The organism is Polynucleobacter sp. 31A-FELB (assembly GCF_018882405.1).
GTDB lineage: Bacteria > Pseudomonadota > Gammaproteobacteria > Burkholderiales > Burkholderiaceae > Polynucleobacter.
On sequence record NZ_JACVOO010000007.1, the window covers coordinates 1 to 25,811 of the forward strand.

The following is a 25,811-nucleotide window of genomic DNA, read 5'->3' on the forward strand; positions in this document are numbered from 1 at the left end:
GAATATATCCACTACTACAACCATGATCGGATCAAGCAAAAACTAAAGGGATTGAGCCCGGTGCAATACCGAACTCAATCCCTTCTGGTAACCTAATCAAACTGTCCAACTTTTGTGGGTCAGTTCAAAAACTAGGGGCTTTTTTTATTTCCACTCTTGTGGAAAGAGGGTATTCAATACTAAGGTCCGTATTACTTTTTCTTGCTGGATTTAGTCGCAGGCTTGCTGCTTGTTTTCATAGTCTTCTCAACTGAGCTAGTAGCATTGCTCAAATTTGTTTGAGCTACTTCAACCGCATGCTTTACTGCCTTTTGGCTTGTTTCAAAAACGTTGGTAGCAGAGGCGATGGCTTGTTTCATGGCATTCACAGCAGCATCAGATCCTGCTGGTGCATTCTTAGTCCAGTCTTCAACCAAAGCATTAATTTTTTTCTGGCCCGCTTGCATCTCTTTTTCAGCAGACTTTGTAAAGCTTGCTTGTGTTTCGTGGGCCAATTCATAAAGATGGCGACTGTAGGCCATGATTTTTTCAGCCATCGGCTGGACGGCTTCTGATTGATGTGCCAGGAGTTGCTGAATATCTTTTACTTCCAGGGCTTTCTTGGCGCTGCTCATGCTATCGCTTAGGCTTTGCTTAGCAATATGCATATTGAGCTCAACCAATTTCTCTATGCTTTGCAATGCTTGACTGGTAAGTCCGCTTAAGGTCTCTAAATTTGCTTTTTGCGCTGCTGCTATTTGTTCTGGCGTTAAGTTCATTTCAATCCCTTTCTTGTGGACTCAATCTCTTTGCTCACTATGAGCTATATCTGGAGCTTGTCAATTTAATTACGCACCATTTTACAGCAACAATGGTGCGCTGCAACATAATGCACTACACAATTTATAAAGCGAGATATGGGTATTCAAAAAGGCCTAAAATCAGTGATTAAATAAAAAACTCCACATTTTCAATAAGTTATCCATGAAATTGAAGCTAGACAGCCTAATTGCACCACTATTTGTAGTGATCTGGAGTACAGGCTTTGTAATTGCACGTTTAGCGATGCCTTACGTAGAGCCAGCCACCTTCCTATTTTGGCGATTTGCAGGCGTCTTAATGGCCATGGCATGTCTCAGCCTAGTGTGGAAGATAAGCTGGCCAAGCTGGTCTCAAATGAAGCACATTGCGGTTGCAGGGATGTTGCTTCAGTTTGGCTACTTGCTGGGCGTTTGGTTTGCTGTGCGCTTGGGAATGACGGCTGGTCTAGTGGCGATTATTGTTGGCTTGCAGCCAATTCTGACCGCTTGGTTTGCCGCCTGGGTTTCTGAGAGGGTGACTGGTCGTCAGTGGATCGGTTTGGGCTTTGGGTTTGCTGGTGTGGCTTTAGTAGTTGCGGAAAAAATTGGTTTCGCCCATATCCCCTTGTTTAGCTATGTACTCGCCTTTGCCGCCTTGCTTTCAATAACATTTGGCACTCTCTATCAGAAGAAATTCTGCCCAGTATTCGATCTTCGCGCCGGCTCATCTATTCAGTTTGGTGTATCCGCTGTTCTCTGCTTTATTTGTATGTATTACTTTGAATCTGGCGTCATGGTGTGGAATGCTTCCGTTGTTGGTGCATTGCTCTGGGCAATTTTCCCGCTCTCTATAGGCTCGATTAGCCTGCTCTTTATGATGATTCGTAAAGGCGCGGCAACCAAGGTAACGAGCCTCTTGTATTTGACGCCGCCAACCACTGCAGTAATGGCATGGTTCCTATTTGATGAGCCATTCACTTTAATGATGGCAGGGGGCTTATTGCTGACTATGACTGGCGTAGTACTGGTGAATCGTGGACAGGCCAGTGTTGTTGCGACGATTGCGGAGTAGGCAGCACTATAAGCAGGTATTTTTACTGCCCATGCAGTCACTAATTGCTGCATAGAAGCAAAAGTTATTTATCATTCGGTATGTTAAAAGTTTTGGAAGGTATTTGGGGATGCATTTGAATCGATTTAGGCTTATCGCTCTAGCTGTATTTATGTCATTTGGCGTAGCCTTTTCTTTTCAGGCGGGTGCAGCTAATAAAGATTCTCAAGCAGCCAAGACGACTAAATCTTCAGCCAAATCAAGCGCTAAATCAACCACTAAAGTAGAAATCAAGAAGGTCGCCAAATCTCCCAAGAAATCCAAGGCCGTTCGAACAACTGTTACACGTTCTAGCGACCCGGTTGTAGAAGCTAGACCTTCATTTGCAACTGCCTTGGGATTGCGCGGCCAGCATGATGATCTCAGTCTGAAGTCCAGCGTAGCAATGGTAGTCAATCAAGACACCAAAGAGGTTTATTTTGAGAAGAACCCCTCTGTAAGTCTTCCGATTGCATCTATCACCAAGCTAATGACTGCGATGGTAGTTCTCGACTCCAAATTACCACTTGATGAAACTATTGTCATCAATGCAGATGATGTTCATATCTATAGAACTTCACGTCTTGCAGGCGGTACAGTATTAACGCGCGAAGAAGCCTTGTTGTTAGCATTAATGTCCTCTGAGAATCGCGCCGCATATACTCTTGGTCGAAATTACCCAGGTGGTATTCCAGCATTTGTAGATGCTATGAATCGCAAGGCAAAAGAGATTGGTATGACGCATTCGCATTTTGCAGACCCAACAGGGTTAATGAGTGAGAATGTGGCATCTGCTGAAGATCTCACACGTATGTTGAGCGCTGCTTATCAATACAAAATGATTCGCGAGTTTTCGACTTGGCCTGATTTAACTATGGTGATTGCAAAACGTCCGCAGAAGTTCCTAAATACTAATCGTTTAGTACGTGCTGGTGATATGAATATTGGCCTGCAAAAAACAGGTTTTATTAATGCGGCTGGTAAGTGCTTAGTGATGCAGGCTAGAGTAAACAACACGCCGTTGTTGCTGGTTTTCTTAGACTCTGTTGGCACGCAGTCACGCTTTGCGGATGCGGTTAGAGTGCGTGACTGGTATGAGCGCATGCCTTCAGGTGAGCCGCATGCAATTCGTCGCTTAATGTAAGAGCTGTATTCGTAAACGAAATTCAGTTTTAGGAGTTTGGGTCGTTGACCTTGGGTTTGTAACCCATCCCCTTAGAAATCTGCAAAGCCGTATCTTGTAAGAGCTTCAGCCAATCCGCTTGAATGCGATCGGTAGGGGAGCTTAATGACAGTCCCGCTACTAACTTACCGCTGTCATCAAAAATCTCTGCGGCAACACAGCTAACACCCAACTCTAATTCTTCATTATCCCGAGCATGGCCTAATTTACGCACTTGATTGAGTTCTGAATCCAGTTTTCCTAATTCGGTAATACTATTTCTAGTGTGCCCAGCTAAGCCAGTACGAGTAACGTACGCTCGAACTTGGCTTGGATCATCACTTGCCAGAAACAATTTGCCTACCGATGTGAGGTGAAGCGGTGCGCGACCACCAATAGCACGAACTACTTGCATGCCAGAGCGCTCGCTATATGCACGATCGATGTAAACAATTTCATCACCTTGGCGTACTGATAGGTTGATAGTCTCGCCAGTGAGTTTATGTAGGGCTCGCATTGGTGCTTGAGCGGCCTCGCGAACTGAAAGGCGCGCCTTAACCAAATTCCCAAGCTCGAGTAATTTAAGGCCAAGACGATAGGTGCCGCCATCGCCACGTTCTACGAGCCGGCAGGCAACTAGGTCATTCAGGATGCGATGCGCTGTAGAGGGGTGTAAATCTGTCTCTTCAGCGAGATTTTTAAGGCTACTGGACTCTTCATGGGTTGCTAGGGCATCGAGCAGATTCATCATGCGCTCAACTACCTGGATGGCTGTTTTGCCAGCCTCGCCAGGCACTTTTGCTACTTTTTCAGGTTTGCTCGTGGTCATGCTGTTAATTGTAGCGATTTTTATCAAAATTGCACAATATGAAACGCGATTTCAATGCCAAAAAGCGATTATTGAGCCTTCAGCCTTCTAAGCTACTTTTTTAATGCAGCTGCGCACTCAGAGATCAATTTTGGACCGCGATAAATTAGGCCGCTATAGAGCTGAACTAGACTCGCACCAGCCTCCATTTTTTCCTCTGCATCCTTGCCAGACAGAATGCCGCCTACGCCAATAATGGGAATAGCGTCACCTAAATACTGCTTAAGACTCTTCACCACTTCAGTAGAGGCAATGCGAACTGGAGCGCCAGACAGGCCGCCAGCTTCTTGTCCAAATTCAAGACCTTGAACTGCGTCACGTGCAATCGTTGTATTTGTCGCGATGATTGCATCAATCTTAAATTCAAGCAAGAGATCGGCAATGAGTTTGATGTCATTTTGATCTAGGTCAGGTGCAATCTTTAAAAAGAGAGGTTTGCGCACACCATGCATATCGCATAGGGCTTCACGCGCTAAATGCAGAGAGCCAAGTAAGGCGCGCAACATCTCTTCGCCTTGAAGGGCACGTAAATTCTGTGTATTGGGGGAGGAGATATTGACGGTGATATATGAAGCAACTTCATATACCGCTTCCATGGCCGTGACGTAATCGCTAGCAGCATCCTCAATTGGGGTGCTTGCATTCTTGCCGATGTTTAAACCAACGATGCCACCATTTTGCCAATATGAAGAGTTGCGAACACGCTTGACACATGCATCGACACCATCGTTATTAAAGCCCATGCGATTAATGATGGCCTGCGCTTGCGGTAAGCGAAACATGCGGGGCTTTGGATTGCCAGGTTGTGGCCTCGGCGTGACTGTACCGATTTCTAAAAAACCAAAACCTAAGGAGCCAAGGGCATCAATGTGTTTGCCATCTTTATCTAGTCCGGCGGCAAGCCCAACTGGATTTGGAAAGGTAATGCCGCATAAGTTTCTGGGATCGGCAGCAGGTTGCTCAACTAGGTGACGCAATAAGCCCCAGCGCTGCGCGCGATCAAGATTGCTCAGGGTCAGGTTGTGCGCCTGCTCTGGGTCTAAAGAAAATAGCCAAGGGCGTAGAAGAGGATAACTATCGATCATGGGTAGATATTATGGCCCAATGATGGGTTGCCAATGATCATCCATCAATCCTTCTATGGGCTGGAACTTGGCCTTATAGGACATTTTTTCACTATTCTCGATGTAGTAGCCGAGATATAGATAGGGCAGATCTAATCCTAGGGCCTGCTGAATTTGCCACAGAATGCTAAAGCTCCCATAGCTGGCAGAGGTATTGCTGGTATCAAAGAAGGTGTACACAGAAGAGATGCCTTGATCCAAGACATCGATCATGCTCACCATTCGAAGGCGTCCTGGATGGGGGTCATGTGGACCATCACGAAATTCAACGATTCTCGAGTTGACTCGACTTTGCAATAAAAATTGCATGTACTGGTCTTGGCTATCTTCACTACCTTGATCCATATCGCCACCAGAATGGCGATTGCTTTGGTAGGTTTGATAAAGCTGATAGTGCTCTTCTTGGTAGCCTAAATTCAGAACACGAATATCTAGTCCCGCATGTTTTTTCCAGGATCGTTTTTGACTACGGTTTGGTGCAAACTGTTTTACTGGGATGCGGGTTGCTGTGCAGGCATTGCATTCATCGCAATAGGGTCGATAGGTATATAGACCGCTACGACGAAAACCCGCATTGACTAGTTCACCATATAAATCAGCATGTATGAGGTGTGAGGGCGTAGCCACCTGTGAGCGAGCAGTCTTGCCTGGCAAATAGCTGCAAGGATAGGGTGCTGTTGCATAGAACTGAAGCTCGGTTAAAGGAAGTTCTTTTAATTGGGTCATAGCCAGTGACGCAAAATTGCTTTATCAAATGTCCAAGGAATCTCTATATTAGTTTGCTTTAATGCAACTTGCAGATGAGTTAAAAATTCAGCCCGAGATATTGGTGCCGCCCCCAAAGAGTCTAGGTGGGCGGTTTCTTGCTGACAGTCAATCATTTCGACTTGATGTTGCTCGCACCAAGCTGCAAGGGCGGCTAAAGCAATTTTGGAGGCGTCGGTTTGATGGCTGAACATCGATTCTCCGAAAACCATCCCGCCAAATGCAACGCAATACAGGCCGCCAATCAATAGCCCATTTTCAGTTACCGCAATACTGTGTGCATGACCTTGCTCGTGAAGTTGCGTATAAGCATCCATGATTTCATGGGTGATCCATGTGCCATCTTGATCTTTTCTCCTGGCGGTTGCGCAAGAGCGAACGACTGCTCCGAAATCATCATCAACGACGATGTTTTTTTGAGGATCCGTTAAAAAGTGTCGAATAGTTTTCTTCAGCGAGTCATGGCACTTAAAGTTCTTAGGCTTCAATACCATTCGGGGGTTGGGTGACCACCATAAAACTGGCTGATTATCCGAGTACCAGGGGAATATTCCCATTTGGTAGGCGCGAGCTAGTTGCCCTGGATAGATACGCTCACTAACTGCTATTAAGCCAGGAACGCTCGGGTCTGGATCTGCGCAATCAATTGGGTTAGGAAATTCATCCTGAGATCCCAGCCAGTTGATATTGCTCATGATCTTGCGATGATTAGATTTTTTCTGTTGGCAGAATATCTCTGCTGCGAACACCAAACTCAAGACCCGAATCGAATACTCCTGCGGTGCGATCGGCGAAGAACCACTCTAGAGTTTGTTTCACTGTTGGAAAGGCAATATCACTCCACGGAATATCTTGCTCATTGAATAGGGCAACTTCAAGACTCTCGTCTCCTGCTTGAAAGTCAGGTGAAGTCATTGTGGCTAGATAGAAGAGGTGAACTTGCTCTGCATGTGGCACATTAAGTAGGGAGTACAGCGGGCCGATCTCAACAATGGCGCCAGCCTCCTCTTGAGTTTCCCTTGCTGCACCAGTGCTGGTACTTTCACCAAGTTCCATAAATCCAGCGGGAAGAGTCCAGTAGCCATGGCGAGGTTCTATGGCACGACGACACAATAAAACTTGCTTGCCAAAGACGGGAATGCTGCCGACCACGTTGCGTGGATTGAAATAATGAATGCTTCCGCAAGAATCGCAAACATGACGTTCCCGCGAATCATCCGCAGGAATCTTGATGCTAATAGGTGCTGCGCAGTGCGAGCAAAACTTCATGCGGTCTTTCTAAAAATGGGCGGGGATGTGGCCACGTAGTGCATTACTAAGCATAATCTCTTTTGCATTTCGTACATCATCAATAGTCAGGTTTGCCTCATGGGCATTCCACTTGGGATCATTCAATATGATTGACCTCATTACCCCTGGCAGTAGACCCGCTGTGACTGGTGGCGTAAGCCAGCGATCGCCAGACTTAATAAAGATGCTGCTTCTTCCGCCCTCGGTAACAAAGCCTTGTTCATTAACAAAAAGAGCGTCAAAGCCGCCATGCTCTTCTGCTAATTTCCAGGTCCGATCATAAATATCTCTACTACTCACTTTATGCCTCAGTAAAACATTGCCTGAGTGAAGGGTGGCATTGCCTCGGTCAGGAAGAATGTCGCTTGCCCAATAAATCTTTACGGAATTTGCTAATGGACTTATTGGGGATATTCGATAGCTGGGCTTTCCTGAATGATCTAAATCCAATCGCAAGCGGTAGTCGGTATCGCTAGAGATATTTTCGCAAGCACTCTCAATAAGCTTGCTTATGTCGGTCATGGAGTGGGGGATGCCAAGCGCTAAGGCTGAATCAGACAGGCGCCCTAGATGAAGTTGCAGATGCTGAGCTTTACCTTCCCGAACTAAGATTGTTTCAAACAAGCCAAGCTTACTAGGGAGCTTACTTAAGAAGGCCGCTTTAATTTGGCACTCTTCCCACTCTTGTGCAGCTTCAGAATCAATCGTAATGCCGGCGCCTATTCCCAATGTGAATGTTGCAGCATGCGAATCGTTATCTCGTTCAATTTCAAGCGTGCGAATAGGGACGCTAAATGCAAAGTCACCGCTAGGATCCATCCAGCCAAGTGCGCCGCAATAGTAACCGCGATCTTGTGGCTCCAATTCTTGAATGATTTGCATGCTGTGTTTTTTGGGAGCCCCAGTTACAGAACCACAAGGAAAGACAGCATTGAGTACATCATGCAACTCAATTCCTGGCTTTATTTCAGCTTGCACGGTTGATGTCATTTGCAGCACATCACCGTACCTGGCAACCTCAAAGAGCTCAGGAACAGTAACGGTTCCCGGTAAGGCTAAGCGGCTCAGATCATTGCGTAGCAAATCGACAATCATGACGTTCTCTGCTTGATTCTTGGTATCTGCTGACAAGTGCTCCGCTGAATCATTCAGTGCACTAGCTGTGCCTTTCATAGGCATAGCTTTTAGAGTGCCGCCTTGCTTCTGAATAAATAATTCAGGGGACTGGGAGAGAATGTAGTTAGAGTCACTCTCAATAAATGCGCCAAATCTTCCTGGCTGGCGACTTCTTAATCGTGCATATAGTGCAAGTGGGTCACCATAGGCCTCTCCCGTAATCCGAAAGGTGTGATTAATTTGATACGTATCGCCATTACGAATGTACTCTTGAATGGTCTCAATATCAGATTTGAATTGCTCTTCATTAATAGAAAAGTGTAGATTGGCAATACCTGCAACTTGAGCTTCAGACCCCACAGATGAAAAGCGATTCTCAATGAGGGTATCAACACTTTCTTTACTTAAGCACTCATAAGATTCAAAAGACCATGCCTGTATTAGCGGGTGACTTTTCTTATCCCCGGCAATAGGTCGATCTATCTTGTGGATGTATAGGCCCAGCTCATAAGCAAACGCTGCGACAACATATTCGCCTTGACTTAATGCTTTGCGGATATCCCGTAAGCATTGATCTACAGCGGCAATTGTTTCTGAATGACTGGACTGCGGGTAGACAGTCCAGTGTTGAAGTGCATGTTCATAGAGGCGGCTGCTAGGCCTAGCCTGAGTGCTCTGGGCATCATCGAGCAAGATCATGCTATTGACCGTCAGAGCTCAAATAGGCCTAGAGAATTTACTTGAGGACAGTAGCGGATTCAATCGTAACCGTCTTGCTAGGAACATCTGCCATGCGTCCCATTTTCGGTGCTGATGCAACCATCGTAGGAATTTTACGGATTGCATCAATAGTTTGCGTTCCAGAAATGACTTTGCCGAATACTGTGTAGCCATTGCCCATCGCATTTGGATAATTCAAGCCTTCGTTGTCCTTAACGTTAATAAAGAACTGGGCTGTTGCGGAATCGGGATCAGACGTACGAGCCATTGCAATGGTGTAGGTGTCATTCTTGAGTCCATTTTGAGCTTCTGAAACTACTGGGGCATTAGTAGGCTTTTGAACCAAGTCAGGAGTAAAGCCGCCACCTTGAATCATGAAGCCATCAATGACGCGGTGAAAAATAGTGCCGTTATAAAACCCGCTATTTACGTAGTTCAAAAAGTTGGCAGTGGTTTTTGGCGCTTTTACAGAATTAAGTTCGACTACAAAATTACCCATGGTGGTTTTGAATTCAACCTTAGGGCCTGCAAAGCATGCCGCACTGGTAATTAGGCTGGCAATCATGAATAGGGAGGCAATGATTTTGCGCATAGTGAAAGTCCTTAAAAATCTAGTAAAAATGGGATAAATCTTATTGTATTGCTCAAAGGCCGGATGGAAGTTGGCCCGCGTGCTGATAAGCTACCTCTTCGAACATCTCGGGCCTATCTAGATAATCCAAGGCCCAGTCGATGGTATCCACTCCCCAAAACGCATGACCATCAATTACCAGGGTTGGTACGCCAAATGCACCATCTGCTTTGGCTTTCTCTGTATTGCTAATTAGTTTTGCTTTGGTCTCAGGTGCGTCTGGTTTCGGTGTGTCCGCCGCTAGACCAAGATATTGGCAGAATTCAGGCCAAGATAAATTGGGATCTTTACCTTCCACCCAAACGTATTCAAATGCACGTTCAACCATTTCCCATTGAGCATCTTGCTGAGCAAGTAGACGCTGCGCAGCAACAGTCAAAAAAGGGTGGTGATCTGGAAATTGAAATGGCAAGCCAAGCTTTTCAGCAAGCCATACGCAGTATTGGTATGTGTGAGGGCGCTTTGCTTCTATTTCTCCAGGTCCGCGATTATCGGTTGCTCGAAAGAGACCGCCGAGCAAGATCGGGATTGGTTGAATATTGACGCGCTGATCAAGGCGGTGACGCTGCTTGATGTAGAAATACGAAAAAGGAGAGATGATGTCGTAATAAAAAGTCCCAGCAATTGGAGTTGCACTCTTTAGCTCTTGAGTCATTTCTTATTCGATTCCTCATCTAACTTGCGTAAGAAAGCCATCTTCTCAGCAATCTGACTCTCTAAGCCTCGATCAACTGGCTCATACCAATGTGGCTCTGCCATTCCCTCTGGGAGATAAGACTCTCCAGCAGCATAAGCATGTGGCTCATCATGTGCATAGCGATATTCTTTGCCGTGGCCTAACTCTTTCATGAGTTTGGTCGGAGCATTGCGTAAATGATTAGGGACTGGTTTGCTTTGATCATTTGCAACATAGGCTCTTGCTGCGTTGTATGCCTTATAGCTCGCATTGCTTTTGGCGGCAATGGCTAAATAGACAACCGCTTGTCCTAGCGCTAACTCACCCTCGGGAGAGCCAAGTCGCTCAAAAGTTTGGGCGGCATCATTTGCTAGCTGCATTGCTCTTGGATCTGCAAGACCAATATCCTCCCAGGCCATGCGAATAATTCTTCGGGCGAGATAGCGCGGATCTGCACCACCATCTAGCATTCGGCAAAACCAATACAGCGCTGCATCCGGATTAGAGCCACGTACCGATTTATGTAGGGCAGAAATTTGATCGTAAAAATGATCTCCGCCTTTGTCAAAACGGCGGGCCTGAACAGTTAAGGCATTCTCAATGAACTGTTGATCAACGGTTGCGATGTTGGAGTTAGGAGTAGTAACTGCATTACGAACTTGCTCAACCAAATTGAGCAGTCTCCTAGCGTCGCCATCTGCATGAGAGATCAGGCTATCAATTGCATGAGCCTCGAAAGTAATATCGGGCATTGCATATTCGCGCGCCCGATCAAATAATTGCTTTAACTCTGAAGCGCCTAAGGATTTCAGTACATAGACTTGTGCTCGCGAGAGTAGGGCTGAGTTCACCTCAAACGAAGGGTTTTCAGTTGTGGCGCCAATAAAGGTAAACAAGCCAGACTCAACATGCGGCAATAAGGCATCTTGTTGGCTTTTATTAAAGCGATGAATCTCATCTACAAATAAAATAGTTTGTCTGCCATATTGAGACATGCTTTGTTGGGCTTGCTCAATAGCCTCGCGAATTTCTTTTACGCCTGCAAGTACTGCTGATATGGCTATGAACTCGCGATCAAAAGCCTTTGCAGAAAGTCTTGCTAGGGTGGTCTTACCAACCCCTGGTGGACCCCAAAGAATCATCGAGTGAGGTTTTCCAGAGGCAAAGGCTAAATTGAGTGGCTTGCCTGATGCCAGTAGATGCGTTTGCCCAATGACTTCTTCAATAGTTTTTGGGCGCAAGGCCTCGGCCAGTGGAGGCGGAGGTGCTTGATCAAATAGATTACCCATTGCTACCGATTTAATTCTGTACAAACAAAATTACAAGAGCAGCCCAAATTAAGCAGCTGGCAGAAACCAATGTAAGTCGATTGCGTAGAGTGATAAAAGCCGCGCAAGCCTCTTCACTAGAAAAATAGTATTGATAAGTTTCTTTATCAATATTGCGCTGGATAACCAAAGCCGATGCCAAGATGACTAGACCAACTGGAATATAAATGTGTAGCGCAACCCAGGCAACTAATGCTGGTATCACACCCCAAATCCACGCATTCCGGTCTTCCCAGCGATCACCTGGAGGTGCTTTACCTAGTGTGTGCAAATTAGCGCCCCAATGCAATGCACCCATGAAGGCAGTAATCACAGCCCCATAACCAGCCAAGGACTCTGCGCTCAAATAATTGAGTGGTGTCGGTGCTAACTGCACCATTAAGGCGAGACCAACAAATGGGATTAGGCCAGCGTAGGCTAATTTACGAACTAGGGGTTGCAATGGGTTCACAAATACTTCTTTATCAAGATGGGTTAATAGTGGATTGAAAAATTACTGATCGTAGGTATAGACGCCGCGCCCAGTTTTGCGACCGAGGTAACCTGCAGCAACCATCTCGCGTAGCAGTGGGCATGGGCGATATTTTGAGTCACTGAAGTTCTCAAAATAAACCTCCATTACTGCAAGGCAGGTATCTAGGCCAATTAAGTCAGCCAGGGCAAGGGGGCCAATTGGTTGATTGCAGCCCAACTTCATGCCGGCATCAATATCCTCAGGACTCGCTAGGCCTTCGTGTAGCACAAAGAAGGCTTCGTTAATCATCGGTAACAAAATGCGATTCACGACAAATCCAGGAGAGTTCTTAACGGTGATTGGCTCTTTGCCAATACGCTTAGCCATTTCAATAATGGCTGCGTGTGTTGCATCCGAAGTTTGCAAACCGCGAATCACTTCAACCAGTGCCATCATTGGTGGCGGATTAAAAAAGTGCATACCAATAAAGCGACTTGGGTTTGAATCTAGGGCAGCAAGTTTAGTGATAGATAGTGAAGAGGTGTTCGTTGCAATAATGGTTTCCTTGCTGACGATCTCATCAACTTGTTTCAAAATCTTTTCTTTAACAGCTTGATTTTCGGTGGCAGCTTCAATCACTAATTGAAGGCCCTTGAAGTCAGCATATGAAGTGCTGCCTTTGATACGCTTTAATGCCGCATCCTTACCTTCAGTCGTTAACGTTTCTTTTTTAACAAGTCGATCCAAACTCTTGCTGATCTGACTCAAACCACGCTCAACCGCTGCATCACTGATATCGACCATCACAACATCTAGTCCAGCAACTGCGCATACTTGCGCGATACCGTTGCCCATCGTACCCGCACCAATAACTCCGACCGATTGAATCTTCATGCTATTTCCTTTTTTGATACTGTGATGAACCAAATAATTGCTCTCTTGCTTTGTCATCATGCAAGGGCTTACGTAATGCAGTTAATACTTCAACCCCACGCTGAACAGCAGGGCGCTCACCAATCATTTCAAACCAGCGCTTGAAATGCGGGTACTCGTTGATATCGATACCTTGATTTTTCCAATTACGTGTCCATGGGAATATCGCGATATCGGCAATGGAGTAACCCTTTCCAGCAATATAGGGATTATCTTTCAGTTGATGATCGATCACCCCATATAGGCGCTTAGCTTCATTAGTGTAGCGATTGATTGCGTACTCAATTTTTTCGGGTGCGTAGATCCGAAAGTGGTGGTTTTGACCTAAAAGTGGCCCTAAACCCCCCATTTGGAACATAAGCCATTGCAAGACCTCGTATTTGGCTCGAGTGGATTTGGGTAAAAACTTCCCTGTTTTGGCTGCTAGATAGAGCAGGATTGCGCCAGACTCAAAGAGGTGGATCGGCTTGCCATCCGGACCATTGGGATCCGTAATGGCTGGAATCTTGTTATTTGGGCTAATCGCCAAGAAGTCGGGTTTGAACTGGTCACCAGCTCCAATATCAATCGGATGGGCAATCCAGTCCTTTCCTAATCTATAGCCGCACTCCTCGAGCATGATGTGCACCTTATGCCCATTTGGCGTTGGCCAGCTATAAACATCAATGATGTCTTTATTGGGTTTACTTTTTGCCATAATCTTTTCTCTTTTATAGGGTTTGTAAACGCTCTAATGCTGCGCTAAGCGTTTTTTCTTCTTTAGCAAAACAAAAACGGATCACACCTGACTCAACAGGCTTGGCATAAAAAACAGAAACAGGAATAGCGGCTACACCGACCTCGGTGGTCAGCCAGGAGCAGAAATCGGCTTCGCTCATTTTGGCTTGGGGAATATTTAACTTGGTGTAATTGACGCACTGAAAATAGGTTGCTGGTGCTGGTAATAATTTGAAACCAGTGCGCCCCAGTCCTTTACTAAAAAAATCCCGCTTAGCTTGGTAAAAAGATGGCAGCGCCAGGTAATGATCTGCATTCTTGAGGTATTCCGCTAAACCATATTGCATTGGTGTGTTCACCGTAAATACGTTGAACTGATGTACCTTGCGAAACTCCTTCATCATTGCTGCGGGTGCAGCTACATAGCCTACCTTCCAGCCGGTGACATGATAGGTTTTACCAAAGCTTGATATTACAAAGCTTCGCGCCGCTAATTCAGGATGACTTGCAATACTGATATGTTTGAATCCGTCAAACACCATGTGCTCATAAACTTCGTCACTCAAGATCAGCGCAGTTGTATTTCTTACTAAATTGGCTAAGTGATCAAGATCAGATTTCTGCCACACCATACCGGTTGGATTGTGAGGTGTGTTGATGATGACCAGTCGTGTTTTTGGATTGATTGCTTTTGCTAGCTCATCCCAGGGTATTGAATACGAATTAACGCATCCTTGCTCATCGCAATTAGCAGTCAAAGATACGGCAACAGTTTTGCCACCAGCCAATTCAATAGAGGGACGATAGCTATCGTAGGCCGGTTCAATAATGACAACTTCATCACCCGGACTAACGCACGATAAGATTGCCGTCATGATTCCTTGAGTACCACCAGCAGTGATGGTGATCTCAGTATCAGGATCGTAGCCATGACCATATAGAGTGGATATTTTTTGTGACACGCCCTGACGTAAATCTGCAACCCCGATCATTGGCGGGTATTGGTTATGATCGGCCAGCATTGCCTTGTTAACCTGGGATATGAGTTCTCGATCGCATGGAAAGTCTGGAAAGCCTTGGCCCAAGTTGATGGCCTGGTGTTTTGCAGCGAGGGCAGACATCACCGTAAATACTGTTGTCCCTACATCGGGTAGTCGGCTAGGGAAGGCGGGGGTCAGAGGGTGGTTTTGGTCCATGCTGGCGGTTTAAGGCAAATAAGGTAGGTAGTCGCTAGAATGGTAGAAATTCATATTCAAATTGTGCCATGCTGATCGTACTTTCACCTGCTAAATCCTTAGATTACAAAACCCCCGTCAAGGTCAAAGCCCCGACTTTGCCGGAGTTTGTTTCGGAATCGGCAAAGTTGATAGCCGAGCTTAAGAAGCTTTCGCCTCAAGAGGTCGCCAATCTCATGGGTTTATCAGATCAGTTGGCCGCTCTGAACGTAGGCCGCTATCGCGACTGGTCCAAGAAATTTACCGATGAAAATAGCAAGCCGGCTATTTATGCCTTTGATGGCGACGTCTATGATGGATTTGACGTGAACACCCTTAATACCAAGGCAGTTGATTTTGCACAGGATCATATCCGCATTCTTTCTGGCTTATATGGCGCATTGCGCCCCTTAGACTTAATGCAACCATACCGCTTAGAGATGGGTACATCCTTCAAGAACGTCCGAGGAAAGGATTTATACGCATTTTGGGGTGATCGTGTGACCGATTCGCTTAAGAAGGTACTGGAGAAGCAAAAGAAACCAGTCCTCCTTAATTTAGCCTCTGAAGAGTACTTCAAGGTATTGCAAGCTAAGAACCTAGAGTGCCCAGTCATTTCCCCTGTGTTTCAGGATGGCAAAGACGGTAAGTACAAAATTATTTCTTTTTATGCCAAGCGGGCTAGGGGATTAATGGCTCGCTATGTTGTTGAAAATCGTATTACTGATCCTGCGGATTTGAAGGGCTTTAATTTGGATGGCTATAAATATGTCGCCTCTGAATCAAAACCAGAGAAACCGCTATTTAGACGTCCCGAAAGAAAGTAGGAGAGTGCACCATGGCTGTTCATCGCACTAAATCCTCACAACGCGCTTCCCCAGATGTAGAGCGCCTGGTAGCTGACGCCATCTCTTTAGCTGCCTCTGGCAGTCAAATGGAAGATCGTTTTTGGGAAGAGCGTTTAAATGTTCGCTTAATGCGTTTGCTGAAAAGTCAAAATCAGAATGTAATTGATGCGGCATTAGATCAAACCTTCCGTATTAATACTGTAGCTTTTGAGGTGCTAGCAGACTCTGCTGAGACGCTTGCTGAATCACTCACTATCGAGCATGAGGGTCAGAGCTGGGATGTGTTGTTATTGGCTTTACCTATCGTGGCACACACACGCTATCAGATTCCGTCTGGTGCGCTGCCATTGAATGTCATTGAATCTACTGCAGCTGCATTACACAGCTCTATAGCCTCTACAGATGCAAGATTAGCAATCGTTCCTTGGCTCTATAGCATTGATCAAATGCCGCATTCACACTGCCAAACTCGTTTGTTGACTGAGGCGCTTGCCTCAGCGGCTATTTCTTCAAGCGAAGTTAAGCTCGAGTTGCGCGAGATGTCAGAGACGATTGCAGTATTAGCTGATCCACGTTTCATCATCGCAGCTGTTGCTGCGCCTTCGGGAACTCCACTTTTCCGTTGGCAAGCAGAAGCGCCAACGCGACAGGAGCGGGGCGTGAGTTTGATTGGTTGGCAAAACACGATGCAAGAACCTCTTGCCGCACTCTTGCCGGGCTGTGAATTCGAGCTCTTGTTGCCAGAAGCCTATTTCACAAACTGCCGTTTAGCCGATAAACAAGTGCGTCCTTTGAGTATTCGTGCTGGCGTCAATTTTCTCGAGAGCACGCTGGGAGTTTTACCTGCTGGATTGTCTTGTGTGGTGGGTGCATTTGGTGAGGAGCAGGCGGATGAGTACCGCATTTCATTTAGCTTGAAAGGCTCGCCTGAGGTGGTTTATGGTGTTATTTGGCCCCTCTATGATCGCGAGAGCGTTGCCAATGATGCTCTGAATGATTTATCTGATGATGAGAGTCCGATGAAGCGGATTGCAGATGCGCTTCATGATGCTGGTGTTGAGGATGTCTTTCGTCATGCAATGTTGTTTGATCCGGAGCTTTGCGATGATTGCGGAGCACCATTATTTCCAGATCGATCGGGCGATGCTGTTCATGCTGAGTTGCCAGACGATGCTCCTACGCAGCAGCCTTTGTTTCACTAAGTCAAATTCATTTACCTGAAAAAGGTGGCAATAAAAAAGCCGAGAAATTCTCGGCTTTTTTATTTTGATGCGATTACTTTTAGTTCTGAATAAAAGGCTCTGAATTTGCAAATAAGTGCGGGAGCTTACCTGTTTTCATTTCTGCAGTTTGGCAGAAATCAGCAAGACGAGTTCCAGACTTAATGTTAAACAACATTGCTTTGTTACCCAGCACCACGAGGTCATGCCCAGTGTTGGTGTTTTTGTAGCGCAAGCTTCCTGGTAAGGAATTTTCGCGCTTCAAGTCAAATGTTTTGGATTCCCAAGTAATGCGAACCAATTCAGTTGTACCTGAAGTTTTGAATTGCTTGCTTTCGCTACAAGTCCAAGCAGTTACTTCTTCGTTAGCAATAGCAGATGCTGAGCCCAAGAGGCCAGCTGTTGCTAGGCTAATGATGAGAAGGGTTTTCTTCATGTGTAGTAATCCTTATGAGAGGAGGTGCTTAACGCCAGCTTGCTCTTCAAGCAATTCGTTGAGGGTGTGGTTCATGCGCTCACGTGAGAACTCATCGATTTCCAAGCCTTCAACCATTTTGTATTCGCCGTTTTCGCAAATTACTGGGTAGCCGTAAATTACTTCAGCAGGAATACCATATTCACCCTTAGATGGAATGCCCATAGTGACCCACTTGCCATTTGTGCCGAGAACCCAGTCGCGAATGTGATCGATTGCTGCGTTAGCTGCAGACGCTGCAGAGGAGAGGCCGCGTGCTTCAATAATTGCCGCGCCACGCTTACCAACTGTAGGAATGAAAGTATCTTTATTCCATGCTGCATCGTTGATGCTATCTTTTACAGACTTGCCATCAATAGTTGCAAAGCGGTAGTCTGGGTACATTGTTGGGCTGTGGTTACCCCAAACAACTAATTTCTCAATATCAGCAACTGGCTTGTTCAGCTTGTTAGCTAATTGTGAGAGTGCGCGGTTGTGATCTAAGCGCAACATTGCTGTGAAGTTCTTCGCAGGAATATCTGGAGCAGATTTCATGGCGATGTAAGCATTGGTGTTTGCTGGGTTACCAACAACCAATACCTTCACAGTTTTCTTGGCAACTGCATTCAATGCTTTACCTTGGGCTGTGAAAATCTGCGCATTAGCTGACAGCAAATCTTTGCGCTCCATACCAGGACCACGTGGACGTGCGCCAACCAACAAAGCAACGTCGATATCTTTAAATGCTGTCATTGGGTCAGAGTGGGCTGTCATGCCAGCCAACAATGGGAATGCGCAATCTTCTAATTCCATCATTACGCCAGCTAAAGCTTTTTGAGCCTTTTCATCTGGAATTTCAAGTAACTGGAGGATTACTGGCTGATCTTTGCCTAATAAATCGCCATTGGCGATGCGAAAGAGAAGGGAATATCCGATTTGACCGGCTGCACCGGTGACTGCTACACGCATTGGGGCTTTTGCCATTACTAATAACTCCAGTTGAGGTTAATTAATTGAAATCTTTTCTATTATCCATTCAAGTGTATGGACTTTCCATTTACACTGTCAATCATGTCTTATATAAGATATGAGATAAGCTTGAATTTTATCCAATAGAAGCTGCCCTGGAGTTAATTTGTCGTTGATATCTGAACCCATAGCCTCATTTAGCCCACTTTATGAGCAAATTAAAGCCATGATTTTGGCGAGTTTGCAGGCATCCGAATGGTTGCCTGGTGACGCTATCCCCAGTGAAATGGAGCTTGCAGCCCGATATGCCGTCAGTCAGGGTACGGTGCGCAAGGCGATTGATGAGTTAGCCGCTCTAAATCTACTGGTGAGACGTCAAGGCAAGGGTACTTTTGTAGCAACTCACCAAGAAGAGGACTTTCAATACCGTTTTTTACGGTTAGAGCCGGATTCTGGCGATAAATTACATCTCAAAAACCAGTTTTTAGCCTGCAAAAACATGCAATCTGATGCTTACATCGCAAAGTTGCTTAAATTAAAGGCAGGTGACCCTATTATTCGGATTGATCGAGTTCAAAGCTCCGCAGGTCGCCCGATTGTTTTTGAGGAGATTTGGTTGCCTGAGGGTCGCTTTAAGGGTCTAACCCTGGATGCCCTGAATGCATGGCCTGGCCCAATGTACGCCTTCTATGAAAGTGAATACGCTACTCATATGGTGCGGGCAGAAGAAAAAATAAAGGCTGTCCTGGCTAATCCAGAGCTTTCTGGGTACCTAGAAGTTCCAGAAGGGGCTGCCTTGCTATCTGTTGAGCGTGTGGCTTTCACCTACGGGAATAAACCAGTAGAAATTCGTCACGCAAGGTATGACACTTCTGATCAGCACTATGACAATAAATTGAACTAGGTAGTACACTCAAAAAGCAGTAAAAACCACTATTTAACCCCTTTAAACGCTAAAAAGTCCCCACCACCCCCAAGGTTTCCAATAGAATATGTTGCAACACAACAAAACCACACTGAACCTCCACCGAAAGATTGAGATTGCCCATGGTTGATGCACAGCAAAACGTAAAAAAAGATAGACCGGTTTATCGAAACATTGGTCTTGCCCAGTTGATCAAATACCGCCTTCCTTGGGCTGGAAAAGTATCAATTCTTCATCGCATTAGTGGAGCGGCATTATTTTTAATGTTGCCATTCTTGCTTTATCTTTTAGATCAAAGCTTGGCTTCCGAGATGAGCTACCAAAAGTTCCAAGCCATTACAGGTCATGTTCTTGTCAAGATCATTCTCCTTGGATTGATTTGGTCTTTCTTGCACCATTTCTGCGCCGGTATTCGTTATCTCTTGTTGGATTTAGAGATTGGTGTTGAAAAGGTAGATGCCAACCGCTCAGCGATCTTTGTATTTTTCTTGGGTCTTGCTTTGACTGCGGTTGTTGGTCTCAAATTGTTTGGCTTGTACTAAGCACTTCTTCATTAAGGAAATCTAATGCCTATTTATCAAATTGGACCTAAGCGCTTAGTTGTTGGAGCGCACTACGGCCTTAAAGAGTGGATTATTCAACGTGTAACTGCCATCGTGATGGTTGTTTTCACAATCGTTTTAGTTGTTGACTACTGCATCACTGGTAGCGCGACTTATGAAGGCTGGGCTGCATTGTTTAGCAATCAGTTCATGAAGCTCTTGACGCTTTTATTCTTCATTAGCTTGTTCTATCACGCTTGGATTGGTATCCGCGATATTTGGATGGATTACATCAAGCCAGTCAGTATTCGTCTAACACTGCAAGTGTTAACTGTTTTGTATCTCGTAGCCTGTGCGGCTTATGCCGTACAAATTTTGTGGAAAGTGTAATTCATGACTGCGATTAAAAAAGCATTGCCACGCCGCCGTTTCGACGCGGTAATTATTGGTGCAGGTGGTTCAGGTATGCGCGCTTCTTTGCAATTAGCAGAAGCTGGCTTGAACGTTGCGGTATTAACTAAAGTTTTCCCAACTCGCTCACATACTGTTGCTGCACAGGGTGGTATCGGTGCATCACTGGGTAATATGAGTGAAGATAACTGGCACTATCACTTCTACGACACCATCAAAGGTTCCGACTGGTTGGGTGACCAAGATGTGATCGAATTTATGTGTCGCGAAGCTCCTAAGGCTGTTTATGAGCTCGAGCACTTTGGTATGCCATTTGACCGCAATCCTGATGGCACGATTTATCAGCGCCCATTCGGTGGTCACACTGCAAATTATGGTGAGAAGCCAGTTCAACGCGCTTGTGCTGCAGCCGACCGTACCGGTCATGCAATGTTGCACACTTTGTACCAGCGCAACGTTCGCGCTAAAACAAACTTCTTTGTAGAGTGGTTGGCGCTTGACCTTATTCGTGATGATGCAGGCGATGTCGTTGGTGTAACTGCACTCGAAATGGAAACAGGCCAGGTCTACATCCTTGAAGCCAAAGTTGTATTGATGGCTACTGGTGGTGCCGGTCGTATTTGGGACGCATCTACTAATGCATTTATTAATACCGGTGACGGTATGGGTCTTGCAGCACGCGCAGGTATTCCATTGGAAGATATGGAGTTCTGGCAATTCCACCCAACTGGCGTAGCTGGTGCGGGCGTATTGTTGACAGAAGGTTGCCGCGGTGAAGGCGGTATCTTGCGCAATAAAGATGGCGAGCGTTTCATGGAACGTTATGCGCCAACGCTGAAAGATTTGGCCCCACGTGATTTCGTATCACGCTCAATGGACCAAGAAATTAAAGAAGGGCGCGGTTGTGGCCCTAACGGTGATTATGTGGTTCTGGATTTGACCCACATCGGTGCCGAGACAATCATGAAGCGTCTGCCTTCTGTATATGAAATCGGTATTAACTTTGCTAACGTTGACGTTACTAAAGAGCCAATCCCGGTTGTGCCAACTATCCACTATCAGATGGGCGGCATTCCTACCAACATCAACGGTCAAGTGGTTGTGCCTGCTAACGGCAAACATAACGACATCGTTAATGGTTTGTATGCAATTGGTGAGTGCTCTTGCGTATCTGTTCACGGTGCTAACCGTTTGGGCACAAACTCATTGCTCGACTTGCTGGTGTTCGGTCGCGCGGCGGGTAATCACATTGTTGCGATGGATCTCAAGAATCGCGAATTCAAACCATTGCCTGCAAACGCTGGTGAGCAAACAATGGCTCGTATTGCCGCTCTTGATAATTCAACATCTGGTGAGTATGCGCAAGACGTTGCGAATGATATTCGTAAGACTATGCAGAAATTTGCTGGTGTATTCCGTAACCAAGAGTTGATGGACGAAGGTGTTCGTCAAATGGCGAAGTTGACTGAGCGCGCTAAACATTTGTGGCTCAAAGACAAGTCAGAGATTTTCAATACAGCACGTATCGAAGCTTTGGAAGTTGCCAATTTGATTGAAGCTGCAAATGCAACTATGATTTCTGCGGCTGCACGTAAAGAAAGTCGTGGTGCTCATTCGCACGATGATCACCCAAATCGCGATGACAACAACTGGATGAAGCACACGCTTTGGTATAGCGAAGGCAATCGCCTGGACTACAAGCCGGTTGTTCTGAAGCCATTGACGGTTGAGTCTTTCCCTCCTAAAGAACGTACTTTCTAAGCGAAGAGAAATTAAAAATGAGTGATATTCGTATATTTGAAATTTACCGCTACGATCCAGATGTCGATGCTGCTCCACGCATGGAGCGTTATGAGCTTGAGTTGACTGGTGAGCGCATGTTGTTGGATGCCTTGATTTCTTTAAAGAAACAAGACGAAACAATTTCATATCGTCGTTCATGCCGCGAAGGTGTTTGTGGCTCTGATGCTATGAATATCAACGGCAAGAATGGTTTGGCTTGCTTAACTAATATGTTGACCTTGCCTAAAGTAATCACATTACGCCCATTACCTGGCTTGCCAGTCGTGCGTGATTTGATTGTGGATATGACTTTGTTCTTCAAGCAATACTTGTCTATCAAGCCTTACTTGGTAAACGATAATCCAGCTCCTGAAAAAGAGCGTCTCCAGAGTCCTGAAGAGCGTGAAGAGTTGAATGGTTTGTATGAGTGCATCTTGTGTGCATCATGCTCAACATCATGCCCATCTTTCTGGTGGAATCCAGATAAGTTCGTTGGTCCTGCTGGTTTGTTGCAGGCTTATCGCTTTATTGCTGATAGCCGCGATGAAGAAACTGCGCAGCGTCTGGATAACTTGGAAGACCCATACCGTTTATTCCGTTGCCATACCATCATGAATTGCGTGGATGTATGTCCTAAGCATTTGAATCCGACCAAGGCAATTGGAAAGATCAAGGAGTTGATGGTTCGTAGGGCAGTATGACCCTTACAAATGCAGAGTTATATCGCTTAAAGAGTGATGCCCGTAGAGGCTTGCTTGAAAACGATTTAATTCTGCAGCGTTTTTTTGAGCGTTACGGCGCTCAACTAAATGCAGAAGATGGAAAAGTATTAACTCAGTTGCTGGCCTTAGAAGACAATGACCTGATGGATTTACTGATTGGTCGAAAAGATTCTGTACCGGCGCTAGAGAAAGAATCACAAGAAGCCCCATTTAGGGCGGTATTACAAAAGCTGAGACAGAAGTAATTCAGCATTTTGGTGCAACAGTAGTGCGGACGCATGATCAAATAGTGTATTAATCATCAATTTGAATGACTAAGGATTAGAAATGATTGAATCGGACATCAAGGCAAAATTATCGTTTTCGGACGGCACACCAGATATCGACTTGCCAATTTATAAAGGCACGATAGGTCCTGACGTAATTGATATTCGTAAGCTTTACGGTCAAACCGGTAAGTTCACCTACGATTCAGGTTTTCTGTCTACAGCCTCATGCAATAGCAAGATCACTTACATCGATGGTGATAAAGGTGAGTTGCTCTACCGCGGTTACCCAATTGAAGATCTCGCACACAATTGCGACTTCTTAGAAGTTTGCTACTTGTTGTTGAATGGCGAATTGCCAAATGCTGCTCAGAAAAAAGATTTTGAAGAGTTGGTCATGCATCACACGATGGTTCATGAGCAAATGCAGTTCTTCTTGCGCGGATTCCGTCGCGATGCGCATCCAATGTCAGTATTGACTGGTTTAGTTGGTGCAATGGCCGCTTTCTACCATGACGAGATTGATTACAGCCAGCCGCATGCTCGTGAAGTTGCTCAGATTCGATTGATTGCGAAGATGCCAACTTTGGTTGCCATGGCGTATAAATATTCTGTAGGTCAGCCATTTATCTACCCTGACAATAAGCTGTCCTATACAGCCAACTTCATGCGCATGATGTTTGCTACTCCATGTGAAGAGTACAAAGTCAACCCAGTATTGGTTCGCGCTTTGGATCGCATCTTCACATTGCATGCTGACCATGAGCAAAATGCTTCTACTTCAACAGTTCGCTTGTGTGGCTCTTCTGGAACTAACCCATTTGCTGCAATCTCTGCTGGTATTGCTTGTTTATGGGGCCCAGCTCACGGTGGCGCCAATGAAGCTTGCTTACAGATGCTGAATGAAATTCAGGCAAATGGCGGCGTAGATAAGATTCATGAATTTATCGCTCAAGTCAAAGACAAGAACTCTAGCGTTCGCTTGATGGGCTTTGGTCATCGCGTTTACAAGAACTTTGACCCGCGCGCAAAACTCATGCGTGAAACTTGCCATGAAGTCTTAAAAGAAATGGGCCTTGAGAATGATCCATTATTCAAGTTGGCAATGACGCTTGAGAAGATTGCTTTGGAAGACGAATACTTTGTAAGCCGTAAGCTTTATCCAAACGTCGATTTCTACTCTGGAATTGTTCAGCGCGCTTTGGGTATTCCAACTGAAATGTTTACTTGTATTTTTGCTTTAGCAAGAACAGTAGGTTGGATTGCACAGTGGGAAGAAATGATCACTGACCCTGAGTACAAGATTGGTCGTCCACGTCAGTTGTATGTTGGAGAAACTTCACGCAAGGTTCCTAACATTACTGTACGTAAATAAAAGCTTTAGAGGGATTACATGTCACGCACGCTTTACGACAAATTGTGGGATGACCATGTCGTCTATTCTGAACAAGACGGCACGGCGACGATTTATATAGATCGTCAGTTATTGCACGAGGTGACAAGCCCTCAGGCTTTTGAAGGATTAAATTTAGCTGGCCGTCCAGTCTGGCGTATTTCTGCCAACTTGGCGGTTTCAGATCACAATGTTCCAACGACAGATCGCTCTGAAGGAATCACGGATCCAATCTCTAAATTACAAGTAGACACACTGGATCAAAACTGTGATGCCTTTGGCATTACTCAATACAAAATGAACGATCTCCGCCAAGGAATTGTTCACGTTATTGGGCCAGAGCAGGGCGCAACTTTGCCGGGTATGACTGTTGTTTGTGGTGATTCGCACACGAGTACTCATGGCGCATTTGGTGCACTCGCATTTGGTATTGGTACATCGGAAGTGGAGCACGTATTAGCCACCCAAACTTTGCTCATGAAAAAGAGTAAGAATATGTTGGTGAAGGTGGATGGACGCCTTCAGCCAGGCTCCACTGCAAAAGATATCGTGCTTGCTGTCATTGGCAAGATTGGTACTGCGGGCGGCACCGGTTACACAATTGAGTTTGCAGGTGAAGCGATTCGCAATTTGTCTATGGAAGGTCGCATGACCCTCTGTAACATGGCGATTGAGGCGGGCGCACGTGCTGGGCTTGTAGCTGTTGATGAAACTACTATCGAATATATTCAAGGCAGGCCTTACGCACCTAAGGGTGAAGCTTTGCGTCATGCATTGCAATACTGGCGCACTTTGCATTCTGATGTGGATGCAAAGTTTGATGCTGTCGTAGAGTTGCGTGCTGAAGAGATTGCCCCTCAGGTAACTTGGGGTACATCACCGGAAATGGTTTTGTCTATTAGCGATCGTGTTCCTGATCCTGAAAAAGAGCGTGATGCGAATAAACGTTCCGCAATGGAGCGTGCACTTGAGTACATGGGGTTGGTTCCAAATACGCCATTGAGCAATATTTCGATTGATAAAGTGTTTATCGGATCCTGCACTAATAGTCGCATTGAAGATATTCGTGCTGCTGCCAAGGTTGTTGATCGCCTCGGTAAGAAAGTTGCTGCTAACGTCAAATTGGCTATGGTGGTTCCTGGATCTGGCTTGGTAAAAGCTCAGGCTGAACGTGAAGGTTTGGATCGTGTATTTAAGGCTGCTGGCTTTGAATGGCGCGAACCTGGCTGCTCTATGTGTTTAGCAATGAATGCTGATCGCCTTGAGCCGGGTGAGCGTTGCGCATCCACTTCTAATCGTAATTTTGAAGGTCGCCAAGGTAATGGCGGAAGAACGCATTTAGTAAGTCCGGCAATGGCTGCTGCTGCTGCAATTGAAGGTCACTTTGTTGATGTTCGTAAGATTTCTTAAGG

Annotated in this window: 29 protein-coding genes; 13 read left to right on the plus strand and 16 right to left on the minus strand. The window is 45.7% G+C overall.

Annotated elements, in window-relative coordinates; all coding sequences use genetic code 11:
• Positions 1-96 (plus strand): IS3 family transposase (locus ICN30_RS05700; protein ID WP_216217816.1); only part of this gene is annotated, 96 nt, incomplete at its 5' end.
• A gap of 95 nt (positions 97-191) precedes the next feature.
• Here the strand turns inward: ICN30_RS05700 and ICN30_RS05705 are convergent.
• The gene (locus ICN30_RS05705; protein WP_216273930.1) at positions 192-758 is read right to left on the minus strand and encodes a phasin family protein; all 567 of its coding nucleotides are present in this window, start codon (positions 756-758) and stop codon (positions 192-194) included.
• A gap of 205 nt (positions 759-963) precedes the next feature.
• On the opposite strand from ICN30_RS05705, the gene ICN30_RS05710 reads away from it, so the two are divergent.
• The gene (locus ICN30_RS05710; protein ID WP_216273931.1) at positions 964-1,851 is read left to right on the plus strand and encodes a DMT family transporter; all 888 of its coding nucleotides are present in this window, start codon (positions 964-966) and stop codon (positions 1,849-1,851) included.
• A gap of 109 nt (positions 1,852-1,960) precedes the next feature.
• The gene (locus tag ICN30_RS05715; protein ID WP_216273932.1) at positions 1,961-3,013 is read left to right on the plus strand and encodes a serine hydrolase; all 1,053 of its coding nucleotides are present in this window, start codon (positions 1,961-1,963) and stop codon (positions 3,011-3,013) included.
• Between the two features lie 28 nt (positions 3,014-3,041).
• On the opposite strand, the gene ICN30_RS05720 is transcribed toward ICN30_RS05715, so the two are convergent.
• From ICN30_RS05720 to ICN30_RS05780, 13 genes are all read right to left on the minus strand, one after another.
• A complete protein-coding gene (locus ICN30_RS05720; protein WP_216228988.1) occupies positions 3,042-3,860 on the minus strand; it encodes an IclR family transcriptional regulator in 819 nt (272 codons plus the stop codon).
• A 92-nt stretch (positions 3,861-3,952) separates the two neighbouring features.
• Positions 3,953-4,984: a quinone-dependent dihydroorotate dehydrogenase gene (locus ICN30_RS05725; protein WP_216273933.1), complete on the minus strand. Its 1,032-nt coding sequence runs from the start codon at positions 4,982-4,984 to the stop codon at positions 3,953-3,955.
• Positions 4,985-4,993: 9 nt separating this feature from the next.
• Positions 4,994-5,749, minus strand: coding sequence for an arginyltransferase (locus ICN30_RS05730; protein ID WP_216273934.1), 756 nt, complete (start codon positions 5,747-5,749; stop codon positions 4,994-4,996).
• Positions 5,746-6,483 carry a leucyl/phenylalanyl-tRNA--protein transferase gene (aat, locus tag ICN30_RS05735; protein ID WP_216273935.1) on the minus strand — a complete coding sequence of 246 codons (738 nt, stop codon included), beginning with the start codon at positions 6,481-6,483 and terminating at the stop codon, positions 5,746-5,748. Before aat ends, ICN30_RS05730 begins: the two co-directional genes overlap by 4 nt.
• Positions 6,484-6,496: 13 nt before the next feature.
• A complete protein-coding gene (locus ICN30_RS05740) occupies positions 6,497-7,057 on the minus strand; it encodes an NUDIX hydrolase (RefSeq protein ID WP_216273937.1) in 561 nt (186 codons plus the stop codon).
• Between the two features lie 9 nt (positions 7,058-7,066).
• Positions 7,067-8,893 (minus strand): bifunctional chorismate-binding protein/class IV aminotransferase, encoded by a 1,827-nt coding sequence (locus ICN30_RS05745; RefSeq protein WP_216273939.1) that lies wholly within the window; start codon positions 8,891-8,893, stop codon positions 7,067-7,069.
• Positions 8,894-8,930: 37 nt separating this feature from the next.
• Positions 8,931-9,479 carry a peptidylprolyl isomerase gene (locus tag ICN30_RS05750; protein ID WP_255533139.1) on the minus strand — a complete coding sequence of 183 codons (549 nt, stop codon included), beginning with the start codon at positions 9,477-9,479 and terminating at the stop codon, positions 8,931-8,933.
• 79 nt (positions 9,480-9,558) lie between these two features.
• Positions 9,559-10,200 carry a 2-hydroxychromene-2-carboxylate isomerase gene (locus ICN30_RS05755; protein ID WP_216273944.1) on the minus strand — a complete coding sequence of 214 codons (642 nt, stop codon included), beginning with the start codon at positions 10,198-10,200 and terminating at the stop codon, positions 9,559-9,561.
• Positions 10,197-11,510 (minus strand): replication-associated recombination protein A, encoded by a 1,314-nt coding sequence (locus ICN30_RS05760; protein WP_216273946.1) that lies wholly within the window; start codon positions 11,508-11,510, stop codon positions 10,197-10,199. The genes ICN30_RS05755 and ICN30_RS05760 overlap by 4 nt, the downstream gene beginning before the upstream one ends.
• Before the next feature lie 10 nt (positions 11,511-11,520).
• Entirely contained in the window at positions 11,521-12,000 is a 480-nt protein-coding gene (locus ICN30_RS05765) for a DUF3429 domain-containing protein (RefSeq protein WP_370626604.1), read from the minus strand.
• A 42-nt stretch (positions 12,001-12,042) separates the two neighbouring features.
• Positions 12,043-12,897 carry a 3-hydroxybutyryl-CoA dehydrogenase gene (locus tag ICN30_RS05770; RefSeq protein WP_216273948.1) on the minus strand — a complete coding sequence of 285 codons (855 nt, stop codon included), beginning with the start codon at positions 12,895-12,897 and terminating at the stop codon, positions 12,043-12,045.
• Position 12,898: 1 nt separating this feature from the next.
• Positions 12,899-13,606: a glutathione binding-like protein gene (locus ICN30_RS05775; protein ID WP_216274155.1), complete on the minus strand. Its 708-nt coding sequence runs from the start codon at positions 13,604-13,606 to the stop codon at positions 12,899-12,901.
• Between the two features lie 40 nt (positions 13,607-13,646).
• Positions 13,647-14,849, minus strand: coding sequence for a pyridoxal phosphate-dependent aminotransferase (locus ICN30_RS05780; RefSeq protein WP_216273951.1), 1,203 nt, complete (start codon positions 14,847-14,849; stop codon positions 13,647-13,649).
• Between the two features lie 68 nt (positions 14,850-14,917).
• Between ICN30_RS05780 and yaaA the strand changes: the two genes are divergently transcribed.
• Both yaaA and ICN30_RS05790 read left to right on the plus strand, forming a co-directional pair.
• Positions 14,918-15,694, plus strand: coding sequence for a peroxide stress protein YaaA (gene yaaA, locus ICN30_RS05785; protein WP_216273953.1), 777 nt, complete (start codon positions 14,918-14,920; stop codon positions 15,692-15,694).
• Positions 15,695-15,705: 11 nt separating this feature from the next.
• Entirely contained in the window at positions 15,706-16,917 is a 1,212-nt protein-coding gene (locus ICN30_RS05790) for a DUF2863 family protein (RefSeq protein ID WP_216273955.1), read from the plus strand.
• A 79-nt stretch (positions 16,918-16,996) separates the two neighbouring features.
• Here the strand turns inward: ICN30_RS05790 and ICN30_RS05795 are convergent, their stop codons facing one another.
• Positions 16,997-17,371: a hypothetical protein gene (locus ICN30_RS05795; protein WP_216273957.1), complete on the minus strand. Its 375-nt coding sequence runs from the start codon at positions 17,369-17,371 to the stop codon at positions 16,997-16,999.
• Between the two features lie 12 nt (positions 17,372-17,383).
• Positions 17,384-18,373 (minus strand): malate dehydrogenase, encoded by a 990-nt coding sequence (locus ICN30_RS05800; protein ID WP_216133346.1) that lies wholly within the window; start codon positions 18,371-18,373, stop codon positions 17,384-17,386.
• Positions 18,374-18,524: 151 nt separating this feature from the next.
• Here ICN30_RS05800 and ICN30_RS05805 point away from each other — a divergent pair, with 151 nt between their 5' ends.
• The 8 genes from ICN30_RS05805 (at position 18,525) to leuC (ending at position 25,809) form a co-directional block, all read left to right on the plus strand.
• Positions 18,525-19,262 (plus strand): GntR family transcriptional regulator, encoded by a 738-nt coding sequence (locus ICN30_RS05805; protein WP_216273960.1) that lies wholly within the window; start codon positions 18,525-18,527, stop codon positions 19,260-19,262.
• Between the two features lie 143 nt (positions 19,263-19,405).
• Positions 19,406-19,825, plus strand: coding sequence for a succinate dehydrogenase, cytochrome b556 subunit (gene sdhC, locus ICN30_RS05810; RefSeq protein WP_216181217.1), 420 nt, complete (start codon positions 19,406-19,408; stop codon positions 19,823-19,825).
• Between the two features lie 24 nt (positions 19,826-19,849).
• Positions 19,850-20,215, plus strand: coding sequence for a succinate dehydrogenase, hydrophobic membrane anchor protein (gene sdhD / locus ICN30_RS05815; RefSeq protein ID WP_114691369.1), 366 nt, complete (start codon positions 19,850-19,852; stop codon positions 20,213-20,215).
• A 3-nt stretch (positions 20,216-20,218) separates the two neighbouring features.
• Positions 20,219-21,997 carry a succinate dehydrogenase flavoprotein subunit gene (sdhA, locus tag ICN30_RS05820; RefSeq protein ID WP_216273962.1) on the plus strand — a complete coding sequence of 593 codons (1,779 nt, stop codon included), beginning with the start codon at positions 20,219-20,221 and terminating at the stop codon, positions 21,995-21,997.
• Positions 21,998-22,014: 17 nt separating this feature from the next.
• Positions 22,015-22,719, plus strand: coding sequence for a succinate dehydrogenase iron-sulfur subunit (locus ICN30_RS05825; protein WP_216273963.1), 705 nt, complete (start codon positions 22,015-22,017; stop codon positions 22,717-22,719).
• Positions 22,716-22,985, plus strand: coding sequence for a succinate dehydrogenase assembly factor 2 (locus tag ICN30_RS05830; protein ID WP_216273965.1), 270 nt, complete (start codon positions 22,716-22,718; stop codon positions 22,983-22,985). The genes ICN30_RS05825 and ICN30_RS05830 overlap by 4 nt, the downstream gene beginning before the upstream one ends.
• An 82-nt stretch (positions 22,986-23,067) precedes the next feature.
• Positions 23,068-24,381, plus strand: a complete 1,314-nt coding sequence (gene gltA, locus ICN30_RS05835; RefSeq protein WP_216273967.1) for a citrate synthase — start codon at positions 23,068-23,070, stop codon at positions 24,379-24,381.
• An 18-nt stretch (positions 24,382-24,399) separates the two neighbouring features.
• Positions 24,400-25,809, plus strand: a complete 1,410-nt coding sequence (gene leuC / locus ICN30_RS05840) for a 3-isopropylmalate dehydratase large subunit (protein ID WP_216273969.1) — start codon at positions 24,400-24,402, stop codon at positions 25,807-25,809.
• Positions 25,810-25,811 lie beyond the last annotated feature (2 nt).

Bases quoted from the DNA above. Each gene is read 5' to 3' on its own strand.
- ICN30_RS05705 (WP_216273930.1), bottom strand. From the start codon at position 758: ATGAACTTAACGCCAGAACAAATAGCAGCAGCGCAAAAAGCAAATTTA.
- ICN30_RS05710 (WP_216273931.1), top strand. From the start codon at position 964: ATGAAATTGAAGCTAGACAGCCTAATTGCACCACTATTTGTAGTGATC.
- ICN30_RS05715 (WP_216273932.1), top strand. From the start codon at position 1,961: ATGCATTTGAATCGATTTAGGCTTATCGCTCTAGCTGTATTTATGTCA.
- ICN30_RS05720 (WP_216228988.1), bottom strand. From the start codon at position 3,860: ATGACCACGAGCAAACCTGAAAAAGTAGCAAAAGTGCCTGGCGAGGCT.
- ICN30_RS05725 (WP_216273933.1), bottom strand. From the start codon at position 4,984: ATGATCGATAGTTATCCTCTTCTACGCCCTTGGCTATTTTCTTTAGAC.
- ICN30_RS05730 (WP_216273934.1), bottom strand. From the start codon at position 5,749: ATGACCCAATTAAAAGAACTTCCTTTAACCGAGCTTCAGTTCTATGCA.
- aat (WP_216273935.1), bottom strand. From the start codon at position 6,483: ATGAGCAATATCAACTGGCTGGGATCTCAGGATGAATTTCCTAACCCA.
- ICN30_RS05740 (WP_216273937.1), bottom strand. From the start codon at position 7,057: ATGAAGTTTTGCTCGCACTGCGCAGCACCTATTAGCATCAAGATTCCT.
- ICN30_RS05745 (WP_216273939.1), bottom strand. From the start codon at position 8,893: ATGATCTTGCTCGATGATGCCCAGAGCACTCAGGCTAGGCCTAGCAGC.
- ICN30_RS05750 (WP_255533139.1), bottom strand. From the start codon at position 9,479: ATGATTGCCAGCCTAATTACCAGTGCGGCATGCTTTGCAGGCCCTAAG.
- ICN30_RS05755 (WP_216273944.1), bottom strand. From the start codon at position 10,200: ATGACTCAAGAGCTAAAGAGTGCAACTCCAATTGCTGGGACTTTTTAT.
- ICN30_RS05760 (WP_216273946.1), bottom strand. From the start codon at position 11,510: ATGGGTAATCTATTTGATCAAGCACCTCCGCCTCCACTGGCCGAGGCC.
- ICN30_RS05770 (WP_216273948.1), bottom strand. From the start codon at position 12,897: ATGAAGATTCAATCGGTCGGAGTTATTGGTGCGGGTACGATGGGCAAC.
- ICN30_RS05780 (WP_216273951.1), bottom strand. From the start codon at position 14,849: ATGGACCAAAACCACCCTCTGACCCCCGCCTTCCCTAGCCGACTACCC.
- yaaA (WP_216273953.1), top strand. From the start codon at position 14,918: ATGCTGATCGTACTTTCACCTGCTAAATCCTTAGATTACAAAACCCCC.
- ICN30_RS05790 (WP_216273955.1), top strand. From the start codon at position 15,706: ATGGCTGTTCATCGCACTAAATCCTCACAACGCGCTTCCCCAGATGTA.
- ICN30_RS05795 (WP_216273957.1), bottom strand. From the start codon at position 17,371: ATGAAGAAAACCCTTCTCATCATTAGCCTAGCAACAGCTGGCCTCTTG.
- ICN30_RS05800 (WP_216133346.1), bottom strand. From the start codon at position 18,373: ATGGCAAAAGCCCCAATGCGTGTAGCAGTCACCGGTGCAGCCGGTCAA.
- sdhC (WP_216181217.1), top strand. From the start codon at position 19,406: ATGGTTGATGCACAGCAAAACGTAAAAAAAGATAGACCGGTTTATCGA.
- sdhD (WP_114691369.1), top strand. From the start codon at position 19,850: ATGCCTATTTATCAAATTGGACCTAAGCGCTTAGTTGTTGGAGCGCAC.
- sdhA (WP_216273962.1), top strand. From the start codon at position 20,219: ATGACTGCGATTAAAAAAGCATTGCCACGCCGCCGTTTCGACGCGGTA.
- ICN30_RS05825 (WP_216273963.1), top strand. From the start codon at position 22,015: ATGAGTGATATTCGTATATTTGAAATTTACCGCTACGATCCAGATGTC.
- ICN30_RS05830 (WP_216273965.1), top strand. From the start codon at position 22,716: ATGACCCTTACAAATGCAGAGTTATATCGCTTAAAGAGTGATGCCCGT.
- gltA (WP_216273967.1), top strand. From the start codon at position 23,068: ATGATTGAATCGGACATCAAGGCAAAATTATCGTTTTCGGACGGCACA.
- leuC (WP_216273969.1), top strand. From the start codon at position 24,400: ATGTCACGCACGCTTTACGACAAATTGTGGGATGACCATGTCGTCTAT.